21 protein-coding genes are annotated in these 19,524 nt (G+C 67.7%); 10 read left to right on the forward strand and 11 right to left on the reverse strand.

Annotation, left to right across the window (positions count from 1 at the left end; genetic code table 11):
• Window positions 1–13 precede the first annotated feature (13 nt).
• Window positions 14–682, forward strand: coding sequence for a 4'-phosphopantetheinyl transferase Npt (gene npt / locus AB0H00_RS04070; RefSeq protein WP_357260525.1), 669 nt, complete (start codon window positions 14–16; stop codon window positions 680–682).
• Entirely contained in the window at window positions 682–1,581 is a 900-nt protein-coding gene (gene truB / locus AB0H00_RS04075) for a tRNA pseudouridine(55) synthase TruB (RefSeq protein ID WP_357260528.1), read from the forward strand. The genes npt and truB overlap by 1 nt, the downstream gene beginning before the upstream one ends.
• Before the next feature lie 94 nt (window positions 1,582–1,675).
• On the opposite strand, the gene AB0H00_RS04080 is transcribed toward truB, so the two are convergent.
• Window positions 1,676–2,281 (reverse strand): helix-turn-helix domain-containing protein, encoded by a 606-nt coding sequence (locus AB0H00_RS04080; protein ID WP_357260531.1) that lies wholly within the window; start codon window positions 2,279–2,281, stop codon window positions 1,676–1,678.
• Between the two features lie 140 nt (window positions 2,282–2,421).
• On the opposite strand from AB0H00_RS04080, the gene AB0H00_RS04085 reads away from it, so the two are divergent.
• Window positions 2,422–2,853 (forward strand): DUF4345 domain-containing protein, encoded by a 432-nt coding sequence (locus tag AB0H00_RS04085; protein WP_357260534.1) that lies wholly within the window; start codon window positions 2,422–2,424, stop codon window positions 2,851–2,853.
• Between the two features lie 81 nt (window positions 2,854–2,934).
• On the opposite strand, the gene AB0H00_RS04090 is transcribed toward AB0H00_RS04085, so the two are convergent.
• From AB0H00_RS04090 to AB0H00_RS04100, 3 genes are read right to left on the reverse strand one after another with little or no spacing between them, the layout of a single operon-like run.
• Window positions 2,935–3,615, reverse strand: a complete 681-nt coding sequence (locus AB0H00_RS04090) for a GntR family transcriptional regulator (RefSeq protein ID WP_357260537.1) — start codon at window positions 3,613–3,615, stop codon at window positions 2,935–2,937.
• Window positions 3,602–4,333 carry a maleate cis-trans isomerase gene (locus AB0H00_RS04095; RefSeq protein ID WP_357260540.1) on the reverse strand — a complete coding sequence of 244 codons (732 nt, stop codon included), beginning with the start codon at window positions 4,331–4,333 and terminating at the stop codon, window positions 3,602–3,604. Before AB0H00_RS04095 ends, AB0H00_RS04090 begins: the two co-directional genes overlap by 14 nt.
• Window positions 4,334–4,347: 14 nt before the next feature.
• On the reverse strand, window positions 4,348–5,088 hold the full coding sequence (locus AB0H00_RS04100) for an Asp/Glu/hydantoin racemase (RefSeq protein ID WP_357260543.1): 741 nt from the start codon (window positions 5,086–5,088) through the stop codon (window positions 4,348–4,350).
• An 86-nt stretch (window positions 5,089–5,174) separates the two neighbouring features.
• Between AB0H00_RS04100 and AB0H00_RS04105 the strand changes: the two genes are divergently transcribed.
• Window positions 5,175–6,140 carry a D-2-hydroxyacid dehydrogenase gene (locus AB0H00_RS04105; RefSeq protein ID WP_357260546.1) on the forward strand — a complete coding sequence of 322 codons (966 nt, stop codon included), beginning with the start codon at window positions 5,175–5,177 and terminating at the stop codon, window positions 6,138–6,140.
• A gap of 27 nt (window positions 6,141–6,167) precedes the next feature.
• A complete protein-coding gene (locus AB0H00_RS04110; RefSeq protein WP_357262311.1) occupies window positions 6,168–7,553 on the forward strand; it encodes an amidase in 1,386 nt (461 codons plus the stop codon).
• A 51-nt stretch (window positions 7,554–7,604) separates the two neighbouring features.
• Here the strand turns inward: AB0H00_RS04110 and AB0H00_RS04115 are convergent, their stop codons facing one another.
• Window positions 7,605–8,099 carry a DUF3830 family protein gene (locus AB0H00_RS04115; protein WP_357260549.1) on the reverse strand — a complete coding sequence of 165 codons (495 nt, stop codon included), beginning with the start codon at window positions 8,097–8,099 and terminating at the stop codon, window positions 7,605–7,607.
• An 86-nt stretch (window positions 8,100–8,185) separates the two neighbouring features.
• Window positions 8,186–9,427, reverse strand: a complete 1,242-nt coding sequence (locus tag AB0H00_RS04120; protein ID WP_357260551.1) for an aminotransferase class III-fold pyridoxal phosphate-dependent enzyme — start codon at window positions 9,425–9,427, stop codon at window positions 8,186–8,188.
• A gap of 131 nt (window positions 9,428–9,558) precedes the next feature.
• Between AB0H00_RS04120 and AB0H00_RS04125 the strand changes: the two genes are divergently transcribed.
• Together AB0H00_RS04125 and AB0H00_RS04130 are read left to right on the forward strand one after the other, a co-directional pair.
• Window positions 9,559–11,031 (forward strand): NAD-dependent succinate-semialdehyde dehydrogenase, encoded by a 1,473-nt coding sequence (locus tag AB0H00_RS04125; protein WP_357262314.1) that lies wholly within the window; start codon window positions 9,559–9,561, stop codon window positions 11,029–11,031.
• Between the two features lie 91 nt (window positions 11,032–11,122).
• Window positions 11,123–12,205 (forward strand): tartrate dehydrogenase, encoded by a 1,083-nt coding sequence (locus AB0H00_RS04130; RefSeq protein ID WP_357260554.1) that lies wholly within the window; start codon window positions 11,123–11,125, stop codon window positions 12,203–12,205.
• 243 nt (window positions 12,206–12,448) lie between these two features.
• Here AB0H00_RS04130 and AB0H00_RS04135 read toward each other — a convergent pair whose 3' ends face one another.
• Window positions 12,449–12,601, reverse strand: coding sequence for a hypothetical protein (locus AB0H00_RS04135; RefSeq protein ID WP_357260557.1), 153 nt, complete (start codon window positions 12,599–12,601; stop codon window positions 12,449–12,451).
• A 20-nt stretch (window positions 12,602–12,621) separates the two neighbouring features.
• On the reverse strand, window positions 12,622–13,317 hold the full coding sequence (locus tag AB0H00_RS04140; protein ID WP_357262318.1) for a metal-dependent transcriptional regulator: 696 nt from the start codon (window positions 13,315–13,317) through the stop codon (window positions 12,622–12,624).
• Window positions 13,318–13,808: 491 nt separating this feature from the next.
• On the opposite strand from AB0H00_RS04140, the gene lhgO reads away from it, so the two are divergent.
• Window positions 13,809–15,050, forward strand: a complete 1,242-nt coding sequence (gene lhgO / locus AB0H00_RS04145; protein WP_357260558.1) for an L-2-hydroxyglutarate oxidase — start codon at window positions 13,809–13,811, stop codon at window positions 15,048–15,050.
• A gap of 118 nt (window positions 15,051–15,168) precedes the next feature.
• On the opposite strand, the gene AB0H00_RS04150 is transcribed toward lhgO, so the two are convergent.
• The 3 genes from AB0H00_RS04150 to AB0H00_RS04160 all read right to left on the reverse strand — a co-directional run bounded on the left by AB0H00_RS04150 (window position 15,169) and on the right by AB0H00_RS04160 (window position 17,282).
• A complete protein-coding gene (locus tag AB0H00_RS04150) occupies window positions 15,169–15,570 on the reverse strand; it encodes a hypothetical protein (protein WP_357260560.1) in 402 nt (133 codons plus the stop codon).
• A gap of 67 nt (window positions 15,571–15,637) precedes the next feature.
• Window positions 15,638–16,825 carry a PLP-dependent aminotransferase family protein gene (locus AB0H00_RS04155; RefSeq protein ID WP_357260563.1) on the reverse strand — a complete coding sequence of 396 codons (1,188 nt, stop codon included), beginning with the start codon at window positions 16,823–16,825 and terminating at the stop codon, window positions 15,638–15,640.
• A gap of 1 nt (window position 16,826) precedes the next feature.
• Entirely contained in the window at window positions 16,827–17,282 is a 456-nt protein-coding gene (locus AB0H00_RS04160) for a cupin domain-containing protein (RefSeq protein WP_357260566.1), read from the reverse strand.
• Between the two features lie 532 nt (window positions 17,283–17,814).
• Here AB0H00_RS04160 and AB0H00_RS04165 point away from each other — a divergent pair.
• Together AB0H00_RS04165 and rpsO are read left to right on the forward strand one after the other, a co-directional pair.
• A complete protein-coding gene (locus tag AB0H00_RS04165) occupies window positions 17,815–18,786 on the forward strand; it encodes a bifunctional riboflavin kinase/FAD synthetase (RefSeq protein WP_357260569.1) in 972 nt (323 codons plus the stop codon).
• A gap of 221 nt (window positions 18,787–19,007) precedes the next feature.
• A complete protein-coding gene (gene rpsO / locus AB0H00_RS04170) occupies window positions 19,008–19,277 on the forward strand; it encodes a 30S ribosomal protein S15 (protein WP_327119649.1) in 270 nt (89 codons plus the stop codon).
• Window positions 19,278–19,524: the final 247 nt, after the last annotated feature.

Consider the following 19,524-nt stretch of genomic DNA (forward strand, 5'->3'; position numbering starts at 1 on the left):
AGGCTCGTCGGTGATGATCGAGAACATTTTGCCCGGGGGTGTCGCCTCGGCTGAGCTGCTGGACTACCCGGAGGACCTGAAGCCGCATCCGGCCGAGGAGCATCTCATCGCCAAGTCGGTGGAGAAGCGACGTCGCGATTTCATCGGCGCGCGGCACTGTGCCCGGCTCGCGCTCGCGCAGCTCGGCGAGCCGCAGGTCGCGATCGGCAAGGGGGAGCGCGGCGCTCCGGTGTGGCCGCGCGGGATTGTCGGCAGCCTGACGCACTGCGACGGGTATCGCGCCGCCGCGCTCGGCCACAAGCTCCGGTTCCGTTCGATCGGCATCGATGCCGAGCCGCACGCCACGCTGCCCGACGGGGTGCTCGACTCGGTCAGTCTCCCGCGGGAGCGGGAGTGGCTGAAGACCACGGACTCCGCACTGCATCTGGACCGTCTGCTGTTCTGCGCCAAGGAGGCTACCTACAAGGCGTGGTTCCCGTTGACCCTGCGCTGGCTGGGCTTCGAGGAAGCGCACATCAGCTTCGAGATCGAGGACTGCTCGGCCGAGTCGGGTCACGGCGGCTTCCACAGCGAGCTGCTGGTGCCCGGCCAGACCACCGATGGCGGGGTCCCACTGCGTTCGTTCGCCGGTCGCTGGCTGATCGCCGACGGTTACATCCTGACCGCGATCGTGCACGCCTGATGGGCAGTCTCGGCGGGCTGCTCATTGTCGACAAGGACGGCGGCTGGACCAGCCACGATATCGTCGCGAAATGCCGGAAGCTACTGCACACGAAGAAAGTCGGGCACGCGGGCACCCTCGACCCGATGGCCACCGGCGTGCTCGTTCTCGGCGTGGAACGCGCGACGAAGCTGCTCGGCCTGCTCACATTGACGACGAAGGTGTACACGGCGACCATCCGCCTCGGGCAGGGGACAACCACCGACGACGCCGAGGGTGAGGTGTTGTCCACTACTCCGGCCACACACCTCAGCGACGACCACATCGCCACGCGAACGGCCGAATTGACCGGCGATATCGACCAGGTTCCGGCCACCGTGAGCGCGATCAAAGTGAACGGCGAACGCGCCTACGCCCGCCACCGCGCGGGCGAGGACGTGCAGCTGGCCGCCCGCCCGGTCACGGTGTCGCGGTTCGACGTGCTCGCCCGTCGCGACGACGGCGATTTCGTGGACCTGGATGTGGTGGTCGAATGCTCCTCGGGCACCTACGTGCGGGCGCTGGCCCGCGATCTGGGCGCCGCGCTCGGCGTCGGTGGCCACCTGACCGCGTTGCGCCGCACCAGGGTCGGTCCGTTCACCCTCGACCACGCCCGCACCCTGGACGAGGTGGCGGCCGCGGCGGAAGCCGACGGGCCGCTGCTCAGCCTCGACATGGACCAGGCCGTGCGCACCGCCTTCGCGCACCGCGACATCGACGCCGCGCAGGCCGAGGATCTGCGTAACGGTCGCTGGCTCGAACCGGTCGGAATCCCGGGCGTGTACGCCGCCATCGACTCGGAGGGTCGTGCGATCGCGCTGCTGCGCGAGAGCGGCAAGCGGGCGTCCTCGGTCATGGTTGTGCGCCCGGCCAACCTGTAGCGGGACGCGGGTCGCTCTAGCCCGTGCGGCGTGGAGCAACCGCGTGTATCCGAGCGCCTGTCTCAGGGGCGGAATTCATTGGTGGACAACGAGTTCATCGGTCAGCTGTGCGTTCGACGTCGAGGTCGATGATCGGCCGCAGTGCGCCGAGCAACGCCCCGAGCGAGGTCTCGCGCATTTCGGTGCGCGTCAGAGTGCCGTTTTCCAGCCAATCGACGGTGAGCACCCGGACGAAGGTAAGCCAGCTCATCAGGATCGAGGAGACGGTCGCGCGAAGGCGCCCATCCAGCCGCATCGCGTCGAGCACGCGGTTGCGCAGTTCGCCGAGTTCTCCCGTGATGATCGCCTGGATCGTGGGATCGGCGGCGAGCACGCTGTTGGCGGCGAGCACGCTGTTGGCGTTGGCCTCGAAGTAATCGAAGTGCGCGTCCAGACCCGCGGCGAGCTGGTCGGCCAGTGGGGCATCGGCGTCGAAGGTCGTCGCGATCAGCAGCTGATCGGATGCGAGTTCGTAGACGGCTGCGAACAGCTCGCGCTTGCTCGGGAAGTGCCGGTAGAGCAGGGCGCGGGACACGCCCGCCGCGGCGGCGACGTCCTCCATGAGGACGCCGTCGTACGGGCGTTCGGCGAACAGCTTCGCCCCGGCATCGAGCAGCACGCGGCGGCGCTCATCGGGGGAGAGGCGGCGGCGGGAACTCACCTCGTGAGCTTAGTTGACGTACGTCTACCGAGAGTCGTAGGGTCTTAGTAGACAAACGTCTACTAATGACACGGCAGTGGTCGGGATGTCGATTCCCCCGACATGCCTGTCGAATACGTCATGTCATCCGGGAGGGATGTATGTCCGCAGCATTGAAATGGCTTTCCATGGCGATGGGCTTCGCCTGTGTTGCTATCGGGTTTCTGCACATCGCCCTCGGCATCGACGCGGTGCCCGACATGGGCTCCTCCGGCGTGACCGCTGACAGTCAAAGCCGGTTTTTCGGCGCGATCTTCGTCGGATACGGCCTCGCATGGATCTGGGCGGCGCGGCAGTCGCCCATCCCGGCGACCGCGGTGCGCTGGCTGGCCGGCATTTTCCTGCTGGGCGCCGTGGCCCGGTTCATCTCGATGGCAGTGTACGGCTGGCCGCACTGGTTCCAGCTGGTGCTGACCGCGCTAGAGGTCGTGCTGCCCCCGATCTACTTCTGGCTCGCCGACGCCGAGGAGAAGCGGGCTGGCGCGGCCCGGCTCGACGATCGGGTGCCCGCGGCGAGCCGACCGCACTCGTGACCCGCGTCGGCGTAGCCCGCTCCGCAGCTGGGACCACACGGTTTCTCCCACGGAAACCCGCCGAACGGGACTGTCGTGCGCTCAGGTCGCGCTCGGCGTCGCGCCGATCTGGTGGCGGAGGCGTTGCACGGCATCGTCCATGTGGTCGATGAGGAGGGCCCTGGCTCGGCTGGGTGTCGCGGCGATGATCGCCTCGCGTAGGTCGAGGTGTTCGCGAACCTGCTCGCTGAGGTCGGGATAGGTGATCTGCAAGGCGCCCAGGCACATTCGGGTCTCGATCAGCAAAGTGCGGGCGGCTCGGACCAGCCGGGGGCTGGCCGCGCTCTCGACAAGGGCCTCGTGGAAGGCCTGATCGGCATCGGACACGCCGACCACGTCACCGCGTTCGGCGCATGCGCGCATCTCCTCGACGCTCGGCCCGAGGGCCTCGTAGGCGAGGGGGCGGCGACCGTCCAGGATCAGCTCCAGCGCGCCACCCTCCAACGCCGTCCTGGCCCGGTAGATGTCGATGACGTCGTCGAGGGTCAGTTCGATCACGAAGATGCCGCGATGGCGGATGCTGTGCAACAGCCCCTCGGACACCAGGCGCTGCATCGCCTCGCGGACCGGCCCGCGCGACACCTTGAACTGCGCCGCCAGGTCGGCCTCGCCGAGTTGCTCCCCGGGGGCGAGATTGCCGCGCATGATCGCCTCACGGAGCCGGTCGGCGATCATCTCCGCGGTGGACTGCCGGTTCACCGGCTCGAAATCAACGACGGACATCGGTCTGCCTTTCCGCGAACAGAATGCCCAACCCGGGGACGACCGGCTCGGCGCCCGCCAGCCGCAGGCCCGCCCAGATCGTCACCTGGTTGGCGGTCAGCACCGGCTTCCCCAGCGTCGACTCCAGCTCCGGCAGTACTGCCAAGGTGTGCATGGCGGTGTCGGGGATCAGCAGCGCCTCCGCGTCAGGGTGGTCGTTGTCTACGGCGAGCCGCAGCACCTCGGCGGGAGTGAGGGTGCCGACCTCTGCAGCGGTGTCGATACCCGCGCTGCCCATCGAGACGACGTCGATGCCCGCGTCGGCGAGGAACTCGACGAACAGCCGCGCGACGTCGTCGGGATAGCTGGCGGCGATGGCGACTCTGTGCAGGCCGAGCGCATGGACAGCGTCGGTGAAGGCGAGGCTGGTGCTGGTCGCGGGCACACCCGCGACCTCGGCCAGCGCGCGTACCTGGTCACGCGCGCCCGTGGGGCCGTAGACGAAACTGCCCGAGGTGCAGGCCCAGACAACCGCGTCCGGCCGGTGTGTTGCGAGCAGTGCGGCGCCGCCGCGCAACTTCTCCGGGCTGCCCAAGTCGAGCAGTTCGGGGACGGCGTGCAGATCGGTACCGTAGATGTGCGCCACCGGAAGGTGCGCGCCGAGCGCGGCGGCGGCCAGCGGGTAATCGTCCTCGGCCGCGTGGTCGGGGTAGATGAATCCGACGATGGGTGCCTGCATGCGAGGTTCTTCCTTCAGAAAACGTTGAGGAGCCACTTTCCCGGACCCATCATGGGCAGCTTCATCCGGCCGAGACAGGCCCACATGGTGAGCTGGTTGGCGGTGAGGACCGGTTTGCCGAGCGCCTGTTCCAGCGGCTCGATGACGTCGTAGGTCGGCAGGTTGGTACAGCTGACGAAGATGGCCTGGGCCGCGGGGTCGTCGGCCCCGACGATCCGCTCCGCGATGGTGCGGTAGCTGACCTTCCAGATCCCGCCGCCGAGCCCGAGATGATCGGAGCGGACCACGGCGCAGCCCGCCTCGGCGAGGAAGTCGTGCAGCTTATGGGTGAGGATCTCGTCGTACGGGGTGAGCACGGAGATCCGGGTGAGATCCAGATGGCGGATCGCCTCGAGCAACGCGCCCGAAGTGGTCACCGCATCCTGGGCGCCGGCCCGGCAGATGGTGTGGCGCAACGACTTCTCGTAGGCAAGGCCTTTGATGAAGCTGCCCGAGGTGCACAGGTAGGCGACCACTTCGGGTTCCACGTGCAGCACGTCGCGGGTAGCCGCGGTCAGGTGTACCGCGTCGGACACCAGCTCGGCCATCTCCAACGACACCGGTACCGGCTCGTAGGGGGTGCGGGCGAGGTGCAGGCTCACCTCCAGCGGTGCCCACCGCCAGAGTTCCCGTTCCAGTGCGAGGTCGAACGGGGCGATGACCCCGATGCCTCGTTGGGCAACGGGCCCATCGAGGTCGGGAAAGCTCAAATCCACTGCGGCCCCTCTCGCGCTCAGCCGGGACGACCTCCGAACACGATCGGATTGTTGACAATCATACGATGTGATCTTAACGTGTCAATATGGATCAGGGCCCCATTGTCGCCGTCCTGCATAGTGACAGTGTGCCCGACGCCGAGCTGATGGCCTCCGTGGCAGACCGCGCCGTGGTTCGCTACACCGAGGCGTCCGGGCTCGCCGACGCACTGCGCGGGGCGGAGGTGTTGTTCGTCTACGACTTCGGCACTCGCGCGCTCCCCGGCGCATGGCACGCCGCCGACCGGCTTCGATGGCTACACATGGGGTCGACCGGTGTCGACCCCGCGATGTTTCCCGAAATGCGGGCGAGTGATGTGGTGGTCACCAATACCCGGGGCGTCTTCGATGCCGCGATCGCCGAATACGTGCTCGGGCAGATTCTGGGCTTCGCCAAAGACCTGTCCGGCTCGCTGCTGTTGCAGCAGCGGCACGAATGGTGTCACCGCGAGTCCGAGCGAATCGAGGGGGCTACCGCGCTCATCGTGGGCACCGGATCGATCGGGCGCCGCATCGCCCGGCTGCTGCGTGCCGCGGGGATGACCGTGCGCGCGGTGGGCAGGCGCGAGCGCGCCGCGGACCCGGATTTCGGCACCGTCGCCACCGACCTGCACGCCGAACTGCCCTGCGCCGACTACGTCATCGCGATCGCCCCGCTGACGCCGCAGACCAGGAACATGTTCGACGCCAGCGCTTTCGCGGCGATGAAGCCGCATGCCAGGTTTGTCAACGTCGGTCGTGGGGAACTCGTTGTAACCGACGATCTCGTCGCCGCGCTGCGCACCGGATCGATCGCCGCGGCGGCGCTCGATGTGGTGGATCCGGAGCCACTTCCGGCGCAGCATCCGCTATGGGAGCTGCCGAATGTCCGAATCACCCCGCACAATTCGGGTGACTTCATCGGCTGGCGCACCGAGATCGTCACCGCATTCACCGAGAACTTCGACAAATGGATCGCCGGACGTCCGCTGGACAACGTGGTCGACAAAAGGCTGGGGTACGTGCCCGGCTGAAGGAGCCCAGTCATGAGCTACCCCGACATGAACACCCCCACCGACCCGGCCGCCATGACGGCGGTCGAGCTGGTCTCGGCCTACGCGGCGGGCACACTGTCGCCCGTGGAGGCGACCGAGGCGATCCTGCGGGCCATCGCCGACCGGGACGGCGCGTTCAACGCCTTCTGCCTCGTCGATCGCGACCGCGCTCTGGTACAGGCGAAGGATTCCGAGGCGCGGTGGCATTCCGGCCATGCCCGCGGATTGCTCGACGGCGTACCGATCTCGATCAAGGATGTCTTCCTGACCGAAGGGTGGCCCACCCGACGCGGCTCCACCTCGATCGACCCGAGTGGGCCGTGGTCGGTGGACAGCCCCGTGGCGGCGCGGCTGCGCGAGGACGGGATGGTGTTTCTCGGCAAGACGACCACCCCCGAGATCGCGTGGAAGGCAGTGACCGACAGCCCGCTGACCGGCATCACCCGCAACCCGGCCGATCCGTCCACCACCGCGGGCGGGTCTTCCGGCGGTAGCGCCGCCGCCGTGGCGGCGGGCATGGGCCCGGTCTCGGTCGGCACAGACGGGGGAGGCAGCGTGCGAATTCCGGCTGCCTTCTGCGGCATCGTCGGGTTCAAGCCCACGTATGGCCGGATTCCGCTGTACCCGGCCAGCCCCTTCGGTCCGCTGGCGCACGCGGGACCGATGACTCGCACGGTCGAGGACGCGGCATTGCTGATGGACATCCTTTCGCTGCCCGATCCACGCGACCCGACGGCGCTCGCACCGACGCTCACCGCGTTCCGTGCCGAGATGCATCGCGAGGTGCAGGGTCTCCGCGTGGCGTACTCGGCGACGCTCGGCTATGCCCAGCTCGACTCCGAAGTCGCCACGATCGTTGACGCGGCGGTGGCCCGCCTTGCCGAGGCCGATCTGCTGGTCAGCGCGGCCGACCCAGGTTTCACCGATCCACGTGAGGCGTTCGAGTCGTTGTGGGCGGCGGGCGCGGCCACCATGCTGTCCGGCTTCCCGGAGGGAACACGCGGGCGGGTCGACCCCGGGCTGCGTGCGGTGTGGGAGCGCGGCGAAACCGTCGGCGCCGTCGATTATCTCGTCGCGCGCAACGTGGCGGCACAGATCGGCATCACGATGGGCACCTTCCACACCGACTACGACGTCCTGATCACGCCGACAGTGCCGATTCCCGCGTTCGAGGCAGGCCACGACGTGCCGCCCGGCAGCGGCCTGCAGAGCTGGCCGCAGTGGACGCCGTTCACCTACCCGTTCAACCTCACCCAGCAGCCCGCCATCAGCATCCCGGCGGGCACCACGCGCGCCGGCCTGCCGGTCGGATTGCAGATCGTCGGCCCGCGCCACTCCGACGATCTGGTGCTGGCCGTGGCCCGCTACGCCGAACACGTGCTGGCGTCCTGAACGCGACCAGCGGCCCCGGATCAATCCGGGGCCGCTGGATTTCGGACGTGGTCAGGCGCGGGCGAAGGCGAGCGTCTCGCCTTGTACTCCCTGCACCCACAAGGCATTGCAGGCCGCGGCGATCTCGGCGAGCCCGTCCTCGATGGTGGCGAAGACATTGCCGGGGACCCAGCCCAGGTCACCATTGATCAGCAGGTTGTTGCGGCCGTAGAACAGGGCCAGGTCGGTGGCGCCGCGCTCGTGCTCGGCCGCCGAACCAGGGTCGTAGCCGTAGGCCGGGTTGCCGATCTCCCACGGCTCGAAGTCGAACAGGCACACGTCGCCGGGGATCGGTGTGACGGTCGGATTTTCCCGATGCGGCGCCGCGTCGATCCTCGGGACGAGGGTGTAGACCTCGTTGCGGGCGTACTTCGCGTGAAACGCGTCACCCTCCTGCGGCAGCGCGTCCCATACGGCCGCGCAGGTTTTCGGCGCCTCTGCGTCGAGCAGCCGTGCGCGACAGGACACTCCGGCTTTGGTGAGGCTGATGGTGATGTAGCGGGCCATGCGGGTCCTGCTTCCTGGTTGGTGCTCGGCGGTCGAGCACAGCGGTCACGGAGCGGACGACCTGCGGCGGTCGCCGCGGGATGGTGTTACAGCTCGGCGAGGACCTCGGACCAGATCGCGAGCGCGTCCTCGATCTGAGTATCGGTCACGATCAGCGGCGGAATCATCCGCACTACGTTCATGTGCGCGCCGCAGGTCAGCAGCAGCAGTCCCTTGGCCACCGCCGCACGCTGGGCGGATGCCGCGGTGGCCGGATCGGGTTCGCCGGTGGCCGTGGTGAATTCGGCGCCCGCGAGTAGACCGAGTCCGCGCACGTCGCCGATCGCCTTGGTGGCGCGATCCCGGAGGCCGCGCAGCAGCTGCGTGCCCCGGGCGGCAGCGTTCTGCACCAGCCCTTCGGATTCGATGACGTCGAGCGTGGCGATCGCCGCCGCACACGCCACCGCGTTGCCGCCATAGGTGCCGCCCTGCGAGCCCGGCCACGCCCGCGCCATCAGTTCGCGCGATGCCGCGATGCCCGAGAGCGGAAACCCGCTGGCCAGTCCCTTGGCGATGGTGATCACGTCAGGGCGCACGCCGAAGTGCTGGTGGCCGAAGAACTTTCCGGTGCGCCCGAAGCCGGTCTGGATTTCGTCGAAGACCAACAGGATGCCGTGCCGGTCCGCGCGCTCGCGCAATCCGTGGAAGAACTCGGTGTTGCCCGGAATGTAGCCGCCCTCGCCGAGCACTGGCTCGACAATGAACGCCGCTGTCTCCGCTGGAGAGGTGAGCGTGGCGAACAGGTAGTCGAGCTCACGCAGCGCGAAGGCGGTGGCCTCCTGCTCGCTCCAGCCGTAGCGGAACGCTGTGGGGAAGGGCGCGACGTGCACACCCGACATGAGCGGACTGAATCCCGCCGAGAATCGGGTACCGGAGGTGGTCATGGTCGCGGCGGCGACAGTGCGACCATGGAATCCGCCGTGGAAGACGACGACGTTCGGCCGCCCGGTGGCCTGCCGCACCAGCCGCAGCGCCGCCTCGACCGCTTCGCTGCCGGAGTTGGCGAAGAACAGCGCGTCCAGCCCGTCGGGAAGCACTGCGCCGAGCCGCTCGGTCAGCTCCAGCAGCGGCCGGTGCATGACGGTCGTGTACTGACCGTGAATCAGCGAGGCGACCTGCGCCTGCGCCGCCGCTACCACATGCGGGTGGCAGTGGCCGGTGCTGGTAACGCCGATGCCCGCGGTGAAGTCCAGATATCTGCGGCCGTCGGTGCCGTAGAGATAGCACCCCGTGCCGTGGTCGACGGTCACCGGAGTGGCCTGTTTCAGGACGGGCGATAGCTCGGTCATGGTGATCCGCCTCCATGTGCGTTGGACGTACATCCGAAGTTGTCTATTGTCGGATTGTTGACAATATGCATAACATGGCCGCACGGGTCGCAGCAATGGCCGGACGCTGCGCGGGACGAGAGGAGCCGCCGATGCTCACCGAGAGCACCCTCAGCGCGGGGGAACGCGCCGCGATCGACACCGTGCCGCGGGGTCTGTTCATCGACGGGCGGTGGCGGGAGACTGCTGGATCGCTGCCGGTCGTCGATCCCTCGACTGGACAGCTGCTCTGCGAGGTGGCAGACGCCGACCCCGCGGACGGACTCGCGGCGCTGGACGCGGCGTGCGCGGCACAGGCGGATTGGGCCCGCACACCGCCGCGGGAGCGCAGCGACCTGCTCATGCGCGTGCACCGCGCGCTGCTGGCCGACGTCGACCGGCTCGGACTGATCGCGACGCTGGAGATGGGTAAGCCGCTGGCCGAGGCGCGCGGTGAGGTCGCCTATGCCGCGGAGTTCTTCCGTTGGTTCGCCGAGGAGGCTGTGCGCCTCGATGGCGGCTACCTGCCCGCGCCGACCGGGGGCTCACGGTTCCTGGTGACCAGGCAGCCGGTCGGCCCGAGCCTGCTCATCACGCCATGGAACTTCCCGATCGCCATGGGAGCGCGCAAAATCGCGCCCGCGCTCGCCGCCGGTTGCACCAGTGTGGTGAAACCCGCTGAGCAGACACCACTTTCGATGTTGGCGCTGGCCGAGGTGCTGTCCGAATCCGGCCTGCCCGCCGGGGTCGTCAATGTCGTCACGACCGCCGACCCGGCGGCGGTGATGACTCCGCTCATCCGCGACGGCCGTTCCCGCAAACTGTCGTTCACCGGCTCGACCGCGGTGGGCAAACAGCTGCTCGCGCAGTGTGCGCAGACGGTTATGCGCACCTCGATGGAGCTCGGTGGCAACGCCCCCCTGCTGGTGTTCGACGACGCCGACCTCGATGAGGCGGTCGAGGGCGCGCTCGCGGCGAAGATGCGCAACATCGGTCAGGCCTGTACCGCCGCCAACCGCATCCTGGTCCAGCGCTCCGTCGCCGCCGATTTCGCCCGCCGCCTGGCGGACCGCATGGCGGCGCTGCCGATCGGCCGTGGCACCGAATCGGACGTGGTCGTCGGCCCGCTCATCGACGCCGACGCCGTGGCCAAAGTGCAGTATCTGGTCGGCGATGCCCGCGCCCGCGGAGCCACCTTGCTCACCGGCGGCACCGCGTTCGACGGGCCTGGCACCTTCTATCCCGCGACCGTGCTGGTCGACGTGCCCGACGACGCCGAGTTGTGCCACACCGAGATCTTCGGCCCGGTCGCCGCGATCGGTATCTTCGACACCGAGGACGAGGCGGTTACCCGCGCCAACGACACCCCGTACGGATTGGTGAGTTACGTGTTCACCGAGAACCTCCGGCGCGGACTGCGAGTGTGCGAAGCGTTGGAGACCGGCATGGTGGGACTCAACCAGGGCGTGGTGTCGAATCCAGCCGCGCCGTTCGGCGGTGTCAAGGAGTCCGGGCTCGGCCGCGAGGGCGGCCTGACCGGGATCGACGAGTTTCTGGAAACCAAGTACATCGGGGTTCGACTGTGAAGGGAATACCAGTGAGCGAGCGTCAGCGAGTGAACCATAGGCACAGTGCGCACTCGCGCACGACGGAGCCGAGCGTCAGCGAGGCGCGGTCGTGAGCGGATACCGGATCGCCACCATCCCCGGCGACGGCATCGGCGTCGACGTCACCGCGGCGGCGGTAACCGTGCTCGACGCCGTGCTGCCCGGGCTGGAATGGACCGAATTCGACTGGTCCTGTGAGAACTACCTGCGCACCGGCGCGATGATGCCGGCCGACGGCGCGGAGCAGCTCGCGGGTTTCGACGCGATCTTGCTCGGCGCGGTCGGCTTTCCCGGTGTGCCCGATCATGTTTCGCTGTGGGGCCTGCTGATCCCGTTGCGCCGGGCCTTCGGTCAGTACGTCAACGTGCGTCCGGTGCGCCTGCTGCCAGGCACCCAGTCCGCGTTGCGCGACCGCACCGCCGCTGACCTGGACATCCTCATCGTGCGGGAGAACTCGGAGGGCGAGTACTCCCGCATCGGCGGCATCCACAACGAGGGCCGTTCCGACGAATTCGTGCTCCAGGAGTCGGTGTTCACCCGGGTCGGGTGCGAGCGGATCATCCGCTACGCCTTCGAACGGGCCATCGAACGGTCCGGGCGGCTGTGCTCGGCGACGAAATCGAACGGAATCATCCACTCGATGCCCTATTGGGACAGCGTATTCGAACGCATCGCTACCGAGTATCCACAGGTCACGACGCGCCAGATGCACATCGATGCGCTGGCTGCCGAACTGGTGCTGCATCCGGACCGGCTCGACGTGATCGTCGGCTCGAATCTGTTCGGCGACATCCTGTCCGACCTCGCTGCCGCCGTCACCGGCGGGCTGGGCCTTGCGCCTTCGGGCAATATCAATCCCGACCGCACCGCCCCGTCGATGTTCGAGGCCGTGCACGGCAGCGCACCCGACATCGCCGGGCAGGGCATCGCCGACCCGGTGGCCCAGATCCTGGCGGGCGCCATGCTGCTGGATCATCTCGGTGAGTCCGCGGCGGCCGCCGCGGTCGACCAAGCGGTATGCGACGTACTGGCCGCGGGCGAGGCCAGGACTCCCGACCTCGGAGGCACCGCCACCACCTCCGATCTCGGCGCGGCGATCGCGGACCGCGCCGCCGAACTGGCACGTCGACCGGCCTCTGCCGAGCGGCACTGACCGGCCGCACCCACCCGAGACCTACTTTCGTAGGGGCTCTCTCTCGGTCTTGCTGCCGAACAGTCGACACTTAATCCGGCGGGTGGGACATGGTTGGGTTGCGCGGGAAAGCTCACCGCCATGTCCCGCTCACCGCGGTGCTGGTCAGCTGGTGTGGGCCGCTTCCAGGGCAGCGACGGAGGCGGTGCCCCGGGGAATGAACGCGGTGGTCGCCAGCGCCAGGAGCAGCAGGGCGGCACAGGCCTAGCTGGACATCGCCAGAGCGGTGCTCATCGCCTCTGGTCCGGCCGCCTCCAGCGCCAGTCCGATTCGTACCTGGGCCAGCGCCGAGGTGGAGGCGATGGGTGCGCCGGATGTACCGCGGACTCGGGAGCACACCGCCCGGAGGGTTGTCACGCGCAGACCCGCCCGAGCGGTCAGGTGGTGAGCCAGATGGCCTCGGCGGCGGGGCGGCCGAGGTCGGTCGGCGACTCGGTGGCGCCGATACGGATCGCGATGGTTCCCGCGTAGTCGCGGCGCTCGACGACCGTGATGGAGGTGTCCAGGGCGATGCCGACGGAGTCGAAGTAGCGCAGCATGTCCGGGTCGGAGTCCGAGATCCGGGCGACCCGGCCGGACTCGCCCGCGTGGAAGTCGCTGAGCTGACGCGCGGGCGGAGTAGGTACCGCTCCGTCCACCGACGGGATCGGGTCGCCGTGCGGATCGCGATCGGGGTAGCCGAGTTTGGCGTCGATGCGGGCCATCAACAGTTCCGAGACCGCGTGCTCGAGCACCTCGGCCTCGTCGTGCACCTCGTCCCAGCGGTAGCCGAGCTCGTTGACCAGGAATGTTTCGAGCAGCCGGTGCCTGCGCACCATGGCAACGGCGGCGCGGCGCCCCTCCGGAGTGAGGGTGATCGCGCCGTAGCGGGCATGCTCCACCAGTCCCTGGTCGGCGAGCTTGCGCACCGCCTCGGAGACTGTCGACGCGGACACGCCGATCCGCTCGGCGAGCAACTTGGTCGAGACCTTCTCCTGCGACCACTCCTGCGCGGTCCAGATCACCTTCAGGTAGTCCTGGGCGACCGACGAGAGCGCGATCGTCGCGGTACCGCCGTGCGGTTCGCCTCGCACGGGGGCGTCGGCCAGCTCACGTCGCGTGGCGATATCTCGTTTACCAGGCACATACCCGAGCTTAGGCACAAGGGTGCCGATATACACATTCAGACACTTGAAGGCAGCGAACTCGCAATATGCGTGTTCATAGGGTCATATCTGCCGCCCGCGGCTTCTGGCGGCTCAGCCCTGTCCGGCGGAAGGAACCTGGCCGTGGTGCGACTGGGGCGACTACGCCCTGCGCGGATCGTCACGATGTGCCTTGGTGCGCAAGCGATCCGCCGCCGAAGTCGGCCGCGAGGCCGGCACCCCGACGGCTGGTCCCGGACTTGGCGAGGCGATTCCGCCGCCGGCGACTCGTCCTACAGCTATCGTGGCCGCGGCCAGAACATCGATCGGCCGCGCGTACCAGGTGTGTCGCATGCCGTGCGCCCGGACGATTCGGCCGCACGCTGTGTGATCAGCGCTGAACGATCGGCATGAAAACGATGTCATCAGGAGAGGACGCCATGAGCGATGATCCGGCCGCCGGAGAGGACGCCGGTATCTACGATGTCGCCGTTGTCGGTGCGGGCATCGTCGGGCTTGCGGTCGCGCGCGAGATGCTGTCGCGGCGTCCGGCGGCGCGTTTGATCGTGATCGACAAGGAGCGCGCTGTTGCGCGGCACCAGACCGGGCGCAATTCCGGTGTGGTTCACGGTGGGATCTACTACACACCCGGATCGTTGAAGGCACGCCTGTGCGTCGAGGGCGCGCGGTTGATGTACGACTACTGCGACGAGCACGCCATTCCGTACGAGCGATGCGGCAAGCTGATCGTGGCCGTCGCGGACCAGGAGCTCGCGGGACTCGACGAACTGGAGTCCCGAGGACACGCCAACGGCGTGCCGGGGCTGCGGCGCGTCGGTGCCGAGGAGATCCGCGACATCGAACCGGCGGCTCGCGGTGTGAGCGCACTACATGCACCGGATACCGGCATCGTCGACTACGGTCTCGTCGCCCGGACGATCGAGCGCGAGTTACGGGACAAGGGAGTGCATTTCGCGCTGGGCTGCGAGATCACCCGGATGCGCCGGTCCGGCGTCCACACAGTGCTCGAGCACGCCGACGGCGAATTCCGCGCGGGCCGGGCGATCTGCTGCGCGGGTTTGTGGTCCGATCGGCTCGCGGTGTCGGCCGGGGCCGCACCGGATCCGCGTATCCTGCCGTTCCGCGGCGCGTACCTGTACTCGGCCGCCGATCAGGAGCCGGTGGTGCGGGGGATGGTGTATCCGGTCCCGGATCCGGCGTTGCCGTTCCTCGGTGTCCACATCACCAAGCACATCGACGGTCGGGTCTCGCTGGGGCCCACCGCCATGTTGGTCGGTTCGCGCGAAGGCCGCGGTGCGCTACAGGTGTCCGCGCGTGACGTGGCGAGCACACTCGCCTGGCCCGGGACGTGGAAGGTGGCGCAGCGGTTCTGGCGGGTCGGCTTCACCGAGATCCGCATGGCCTCGAGTCGCCGCGCCTTCGTGCGGGCATGCGCGAAATACGTGCCCGCCGTGGCCTCGATGCGGTTGGACGAAGAGACCGGAAGTGGCGTACGGGCGCAAGCAGTCACCCGAGACGGGACGCTCGTCGACGACTTCGTGCTGTCGCGGACCGCGGGCGTCGTCCATGTGCGCAACGCTCCGTCGCCGGCCGCGACGTCGGCGTTCGCGTTGGCGCGGGAACTGGCCGACCGTTTCGAGGAGCACTCCGTCACCGGCTGATCCTTCCCGCCGTCGCGCGAACCGTCAGCAACCAAGGCGCGTGGTCGCGCGCACCGACACTCCACGCCTCAACGTCGAAGCCCCTGCTCGGACGCCCGAACCGGGCCTCGACCCCTACCTAGGTCGATCGCCGGGCCTCGGCAACCCCATCGAATCTTCGGCCGGTCAGCCGCGCGGTCGACGGAGCGCGCAGCTGCTCACCGGCGAGGTTGTAGAACGTCGCGGTGGCCGATCCCGTGAACTGGTCACCGGTCACCTCGAGTTCGAAGGCGACGATCCCTTTACTCACTACGGCGGGATCGGCTCGATCGACAACGAACTCCAGGAACGCGCCGGAAACGAGGGCTCCCTCGGAGCGCCACGTGCCCATGCCGTTGCTGTCGCTGGTGGCACGATTGCCGTGGTCAGGGTTCGACTGCAGCATGGTGCCGCCGGTGTGGAACTGCATCACATGGTGAGGGAACGGAGCGCCATCGGCGATGACCTCCCATGTTCCGAGAACGGGATGCTGATGGCTCATGCCTCCACCTCGCTGGCGCTCGGCTCCAGCATGACCGATAACTCGGCTGTGCTCATCGTTCGTTCGCTCATGCGGTGTCCTTGCATACGGTGGCCAACATCTCGATGCCGCGGTCGATGTCGTCTTGCGGCACGTTCGCGAAGCTCAGCCTCATCGTGTTGTGGTGGTCGCCTTCGCTGTCGGCGAAGAAGACGCTCCCGGGCAGGAAGGCGACGCCGTGCCGCAGGGCCCTGTCCAGAAGCGCGTCGGCGTCGAACTCTCGTGGGCCCTCGATCCACAGAAACATCCCGCCCTCGGGCGTGACCCACCGGAAGCCGTTCGGAAGGTGTCGCTGGAGGGCGTCGACCAGAGTATCCAATTTGGCCGAGTACGTGCCGACGATGTGGGTGAGGTGCGCGGTTCCCGCCGCGCTACCCAGAAACTCCGCGGCTATCGCCTGACAGTACGTCGACGTTTGCATATCGATGCCCTGCTTCAGGGCGAGCACATTGTTCAGCAGCTCGGGAGGCATGACGGTGATACCGATACGGATCGCCGGCGCAAGGGTTTTCGACAGCGACGTGATGTAGACCGAGTTGTCCGGCGCGAAGGAATAGAGCGCAGGTGGTGACACTCCGCGGTAGCGCAGGTCGGTATATACGTCGTCCTCGACCACCAGCGCGCCTCGACGGACAACGACATCGGCTACCTGTATTCGCCGCTCGGTCGACATCGTTCGCCCAGTAGGGTTTTGGAAGGTCGGCAGCAGGTACACGAAGGCGACGTCATATCGGGCCAGGGCCTCGTCCAGCGCTTCCGGCACGATTCCGACATCGTCGGATGCCACCTCGACAACGGTCGCACCGTGGCTACGGAATAACTTGACGGCCGGCCCATAGGTCGGGGTTTCCACCAGAACCACGTCGTGGGGGTCGAGCAGCGCCAAACACACGTTGTGCAATGCCCCGGACCCGCCGGTAGAGATATGCATTCTGTCGAGTGAGCACCGAATATGGCGTCGACTCAGAAGATCTCGAGCCTGATCGAGTAGTGGTGCGAATCCCCGGGTCATACCGTACTGGAGGACCGCGCTTCCATACCTGCCGATAATGTCCTGGGACAGTGCCGCGACGAGTTCGCCAGGCAACAGCGCCGGGTCCGGCGCGCCGACGGCGAACGAGACCACCTCGGGGCGCCGTGCGAGCGCCGCAAAGATGTCGTCGATCGGCCCGCTGGTCACCGCGGCAGCACCACGGCTGCGTTTGCCGAGAACCATCCTATGAACCGATCGAATGACGTCGCCGCAGCCGGGCTACGACATCGGGCACGTCGACATCATGTTCCGGCGCCAACACGACGTCGTCGTTGAACAGGGGATCGGTTCGCATCTCCACCGCGACCAGGTCCTCGGCCTCGTCGAGATTCACGGCAACGTGAACGACACCCTCAGGGATGTAGATGAACTCGCCTGGGCCATGAAAGTGGGGAGTCAATTCGGGCCCGATCAGCGTGACCGCCGTACCGCGCAGGCAGACGACGATGATCTCGGTGTGTGCATGGTAATGCGCTTTCGACATCGCGCCGGGAGCCATGTTGACCATGCCCGCCGAGATGCCGGACGCACCACACGTTTCTTTTGTGACACAAGGGATCAGGCGTTGCCGTTGCCGTCCGATTGTCTCCGCCGAATCGGATGGTCCGATCACACGGACTCGCTTGACTGCACTTTTCATGGGGATACTCCCGGATACTACTGGCGCCGACAGAGTCGGACGCTAGACCATTCCCATCGCTGGTGCGAGGTGAAAGTTCTGGTCGCGGAAATTTCCGCATGCGTTGGCTATTCGCGAATCGGCCCTCCTCGTTTCCCAGTTGGGCATCGAGAATTCCCACATCGGTTGTCTCGGCGGAGTATCTGCGGGGCCGGCGGTGTCGTGAACTGCGACGTTGTGGCATAGCAGTCCACAACCCTTCCGGCCGACATGCGGTGTCCGCTTTCTCCCGGAGCCGAGCGAGTTCGGCGAACGCGGCTTCGCCGCCACCACGAGGTCCGCCCGTAATCGCGTGAAGGGCCGGCTCGGGTGTGCCGGCCCATTTCTCTCCACAGCCCCGTCGCATCCGGCAGGTCGGCGGATGCACCCTTCGTGCGGCCGTCGCTCGCGCGGCTGAACCTGGATCGACCACGGACCCACGACACCGGAATCGTCGCGCGACATCAGCATGCCCGAATACTGTTCGCATCCTGATTTGCGTAGGCTGCGCACTGTGCAGAGATGGCGAAGTCTCGACGAAGTGCCCGCGGACTGGGGCCGCTGCGTCCTCACGATCGGTGTGTTCGATGGTGTGCACCGCGGTCACGCGCAGCTGATCAGCCGGGCCGTCAAATCCGCCGCCGCGCGTGGCGTCCCCGCGGTGCTGATGACCTTCGACCCGCACCCGATGGAAGTGGTCCGCCCTGGCTCGCACCCCGCGCAGCTGACCACCCTGACCCGCAGGGCCGAGCTGGCCGAGGAACTGGGCGTCGATGTGTTCTGTGTGATGCCCTTCACCCAGGATTTCATGAAGCTCCCCCCCGCCCGCTACGTGCACGATCTGCTGGTCGAGCGGCTACACGTGGTCGAGGTCGTGGTCGGTGACAACTTCACCTTCGGCAAGAAGGCGTCGGGCACGGTCGCGACCATGCGAGAACTCGGTCAGCGCTTCGGGTTCGAGGTCGACGGTGTCACGCTGCTCGGCGAACATGCGGTGACCTTCTCCTCCACTTACATCCGTGCCTGCGTCGACGCGGGCGATATGGCGGCAGCGGCCGAGGCGCTCGGCCGTCCGCATCGGGTCGAGGGCGTCGTGGTGCACGGCGACGGCCGCGGCCGTCAGCTCGGTTTCCCGACCGCGAACGTCGCTCCTCCGATGCACGCGGCGATCCCGGCCGACGGTGTGTACGCGGGCTGGTTCACCGTGCTCGGCCCCGGCCCCACCATCGGCACCGTCACCCCCGGCGAGCGGGCCATGGCCGCCATCTCGGTGGGTACCAACCCGACCTTTTCCGGCCGTGCCCGCACGGTCGAGGCGTACGTGCTCGACGGCGAGGCCGACCTCTACGGCCAGCACGTCGCGGTCGATTTCGTCGAGCACGTCCGCGGCCAGCGCAAGTTCGACTCGATCGACGAGCTCATCGAAACGATGGGCCGCGACGTGGAGACCGCACGCAAGATCCTGGCCGCCGTCGACGACCGCTGAGCGTCAGGAACTTCATGAAATCGAGCAGATCATCGTCGAGCTGCCTGGCGCGCGTGATGTGAACTTCGCGGTGCGCCCGCTGGCCGGCACCGCCCGCGATTTCGGCGGGAAGAGCCCGGTCCGGTAAGGTGAATCCTCGGGTTTGCTGCGGTCCGCGGCGGCGCCCGCACCGGGTCACCGGATATCCGAGCGCGGAACTGAGAAATAGGAGTGGATGCCGCATGGCGCTGACCACCGAGCAGAAGTCGGCGATTCTCGCCGAGTACGGCCTGCACGAGAAGGACACCGGTTCGCCGGAGGCGCAGATCGCGCTGCTGTCCAAGCGGATCGCCGACATTACCGAGCACCTGAAGAAGCACAAGCACGACCACCACACCCGCCACGGTCTGATGGCGCTGATCGGTCGTCGCAAGCGGCTGTCGAAGTACCTGCAGGACAACGACATCCATCGCTACCGTTCGCTGATCGAGCGTCTCGGTCTGCGGCGGTAATTTTCGGCTGTATTCGTTCGGCCGCAGCTGCGCCGCGGCGTGTTCGCGGCTTCTCAGGGTCCGCGTCCGAGCGGCCGACGCTCGCGACTTCGTCGCGGACGCGTCGGCCGCTCGGATGCGAGCGGGGAATACTCGGTCTCGCTTCCCTCGCGAACTCGAGGGTCCGGTGCGGGCGAGTGAGTTTGTGGGTAACGCGTGGCGCCGAGAGTTCGCCGCTGTGTGGTGACCGGCCGCTGAGGTGACCGCC

This window comes from Nocardia sp. NPDC023852 (genome assembly GCF_040639505.1).
Taxonomy (GTDB): domain Bacteria; phylum Actinomycetota; class Actinomycetes; order Mycobacteriales; family Mycobacteriaceae; genus Nocardia.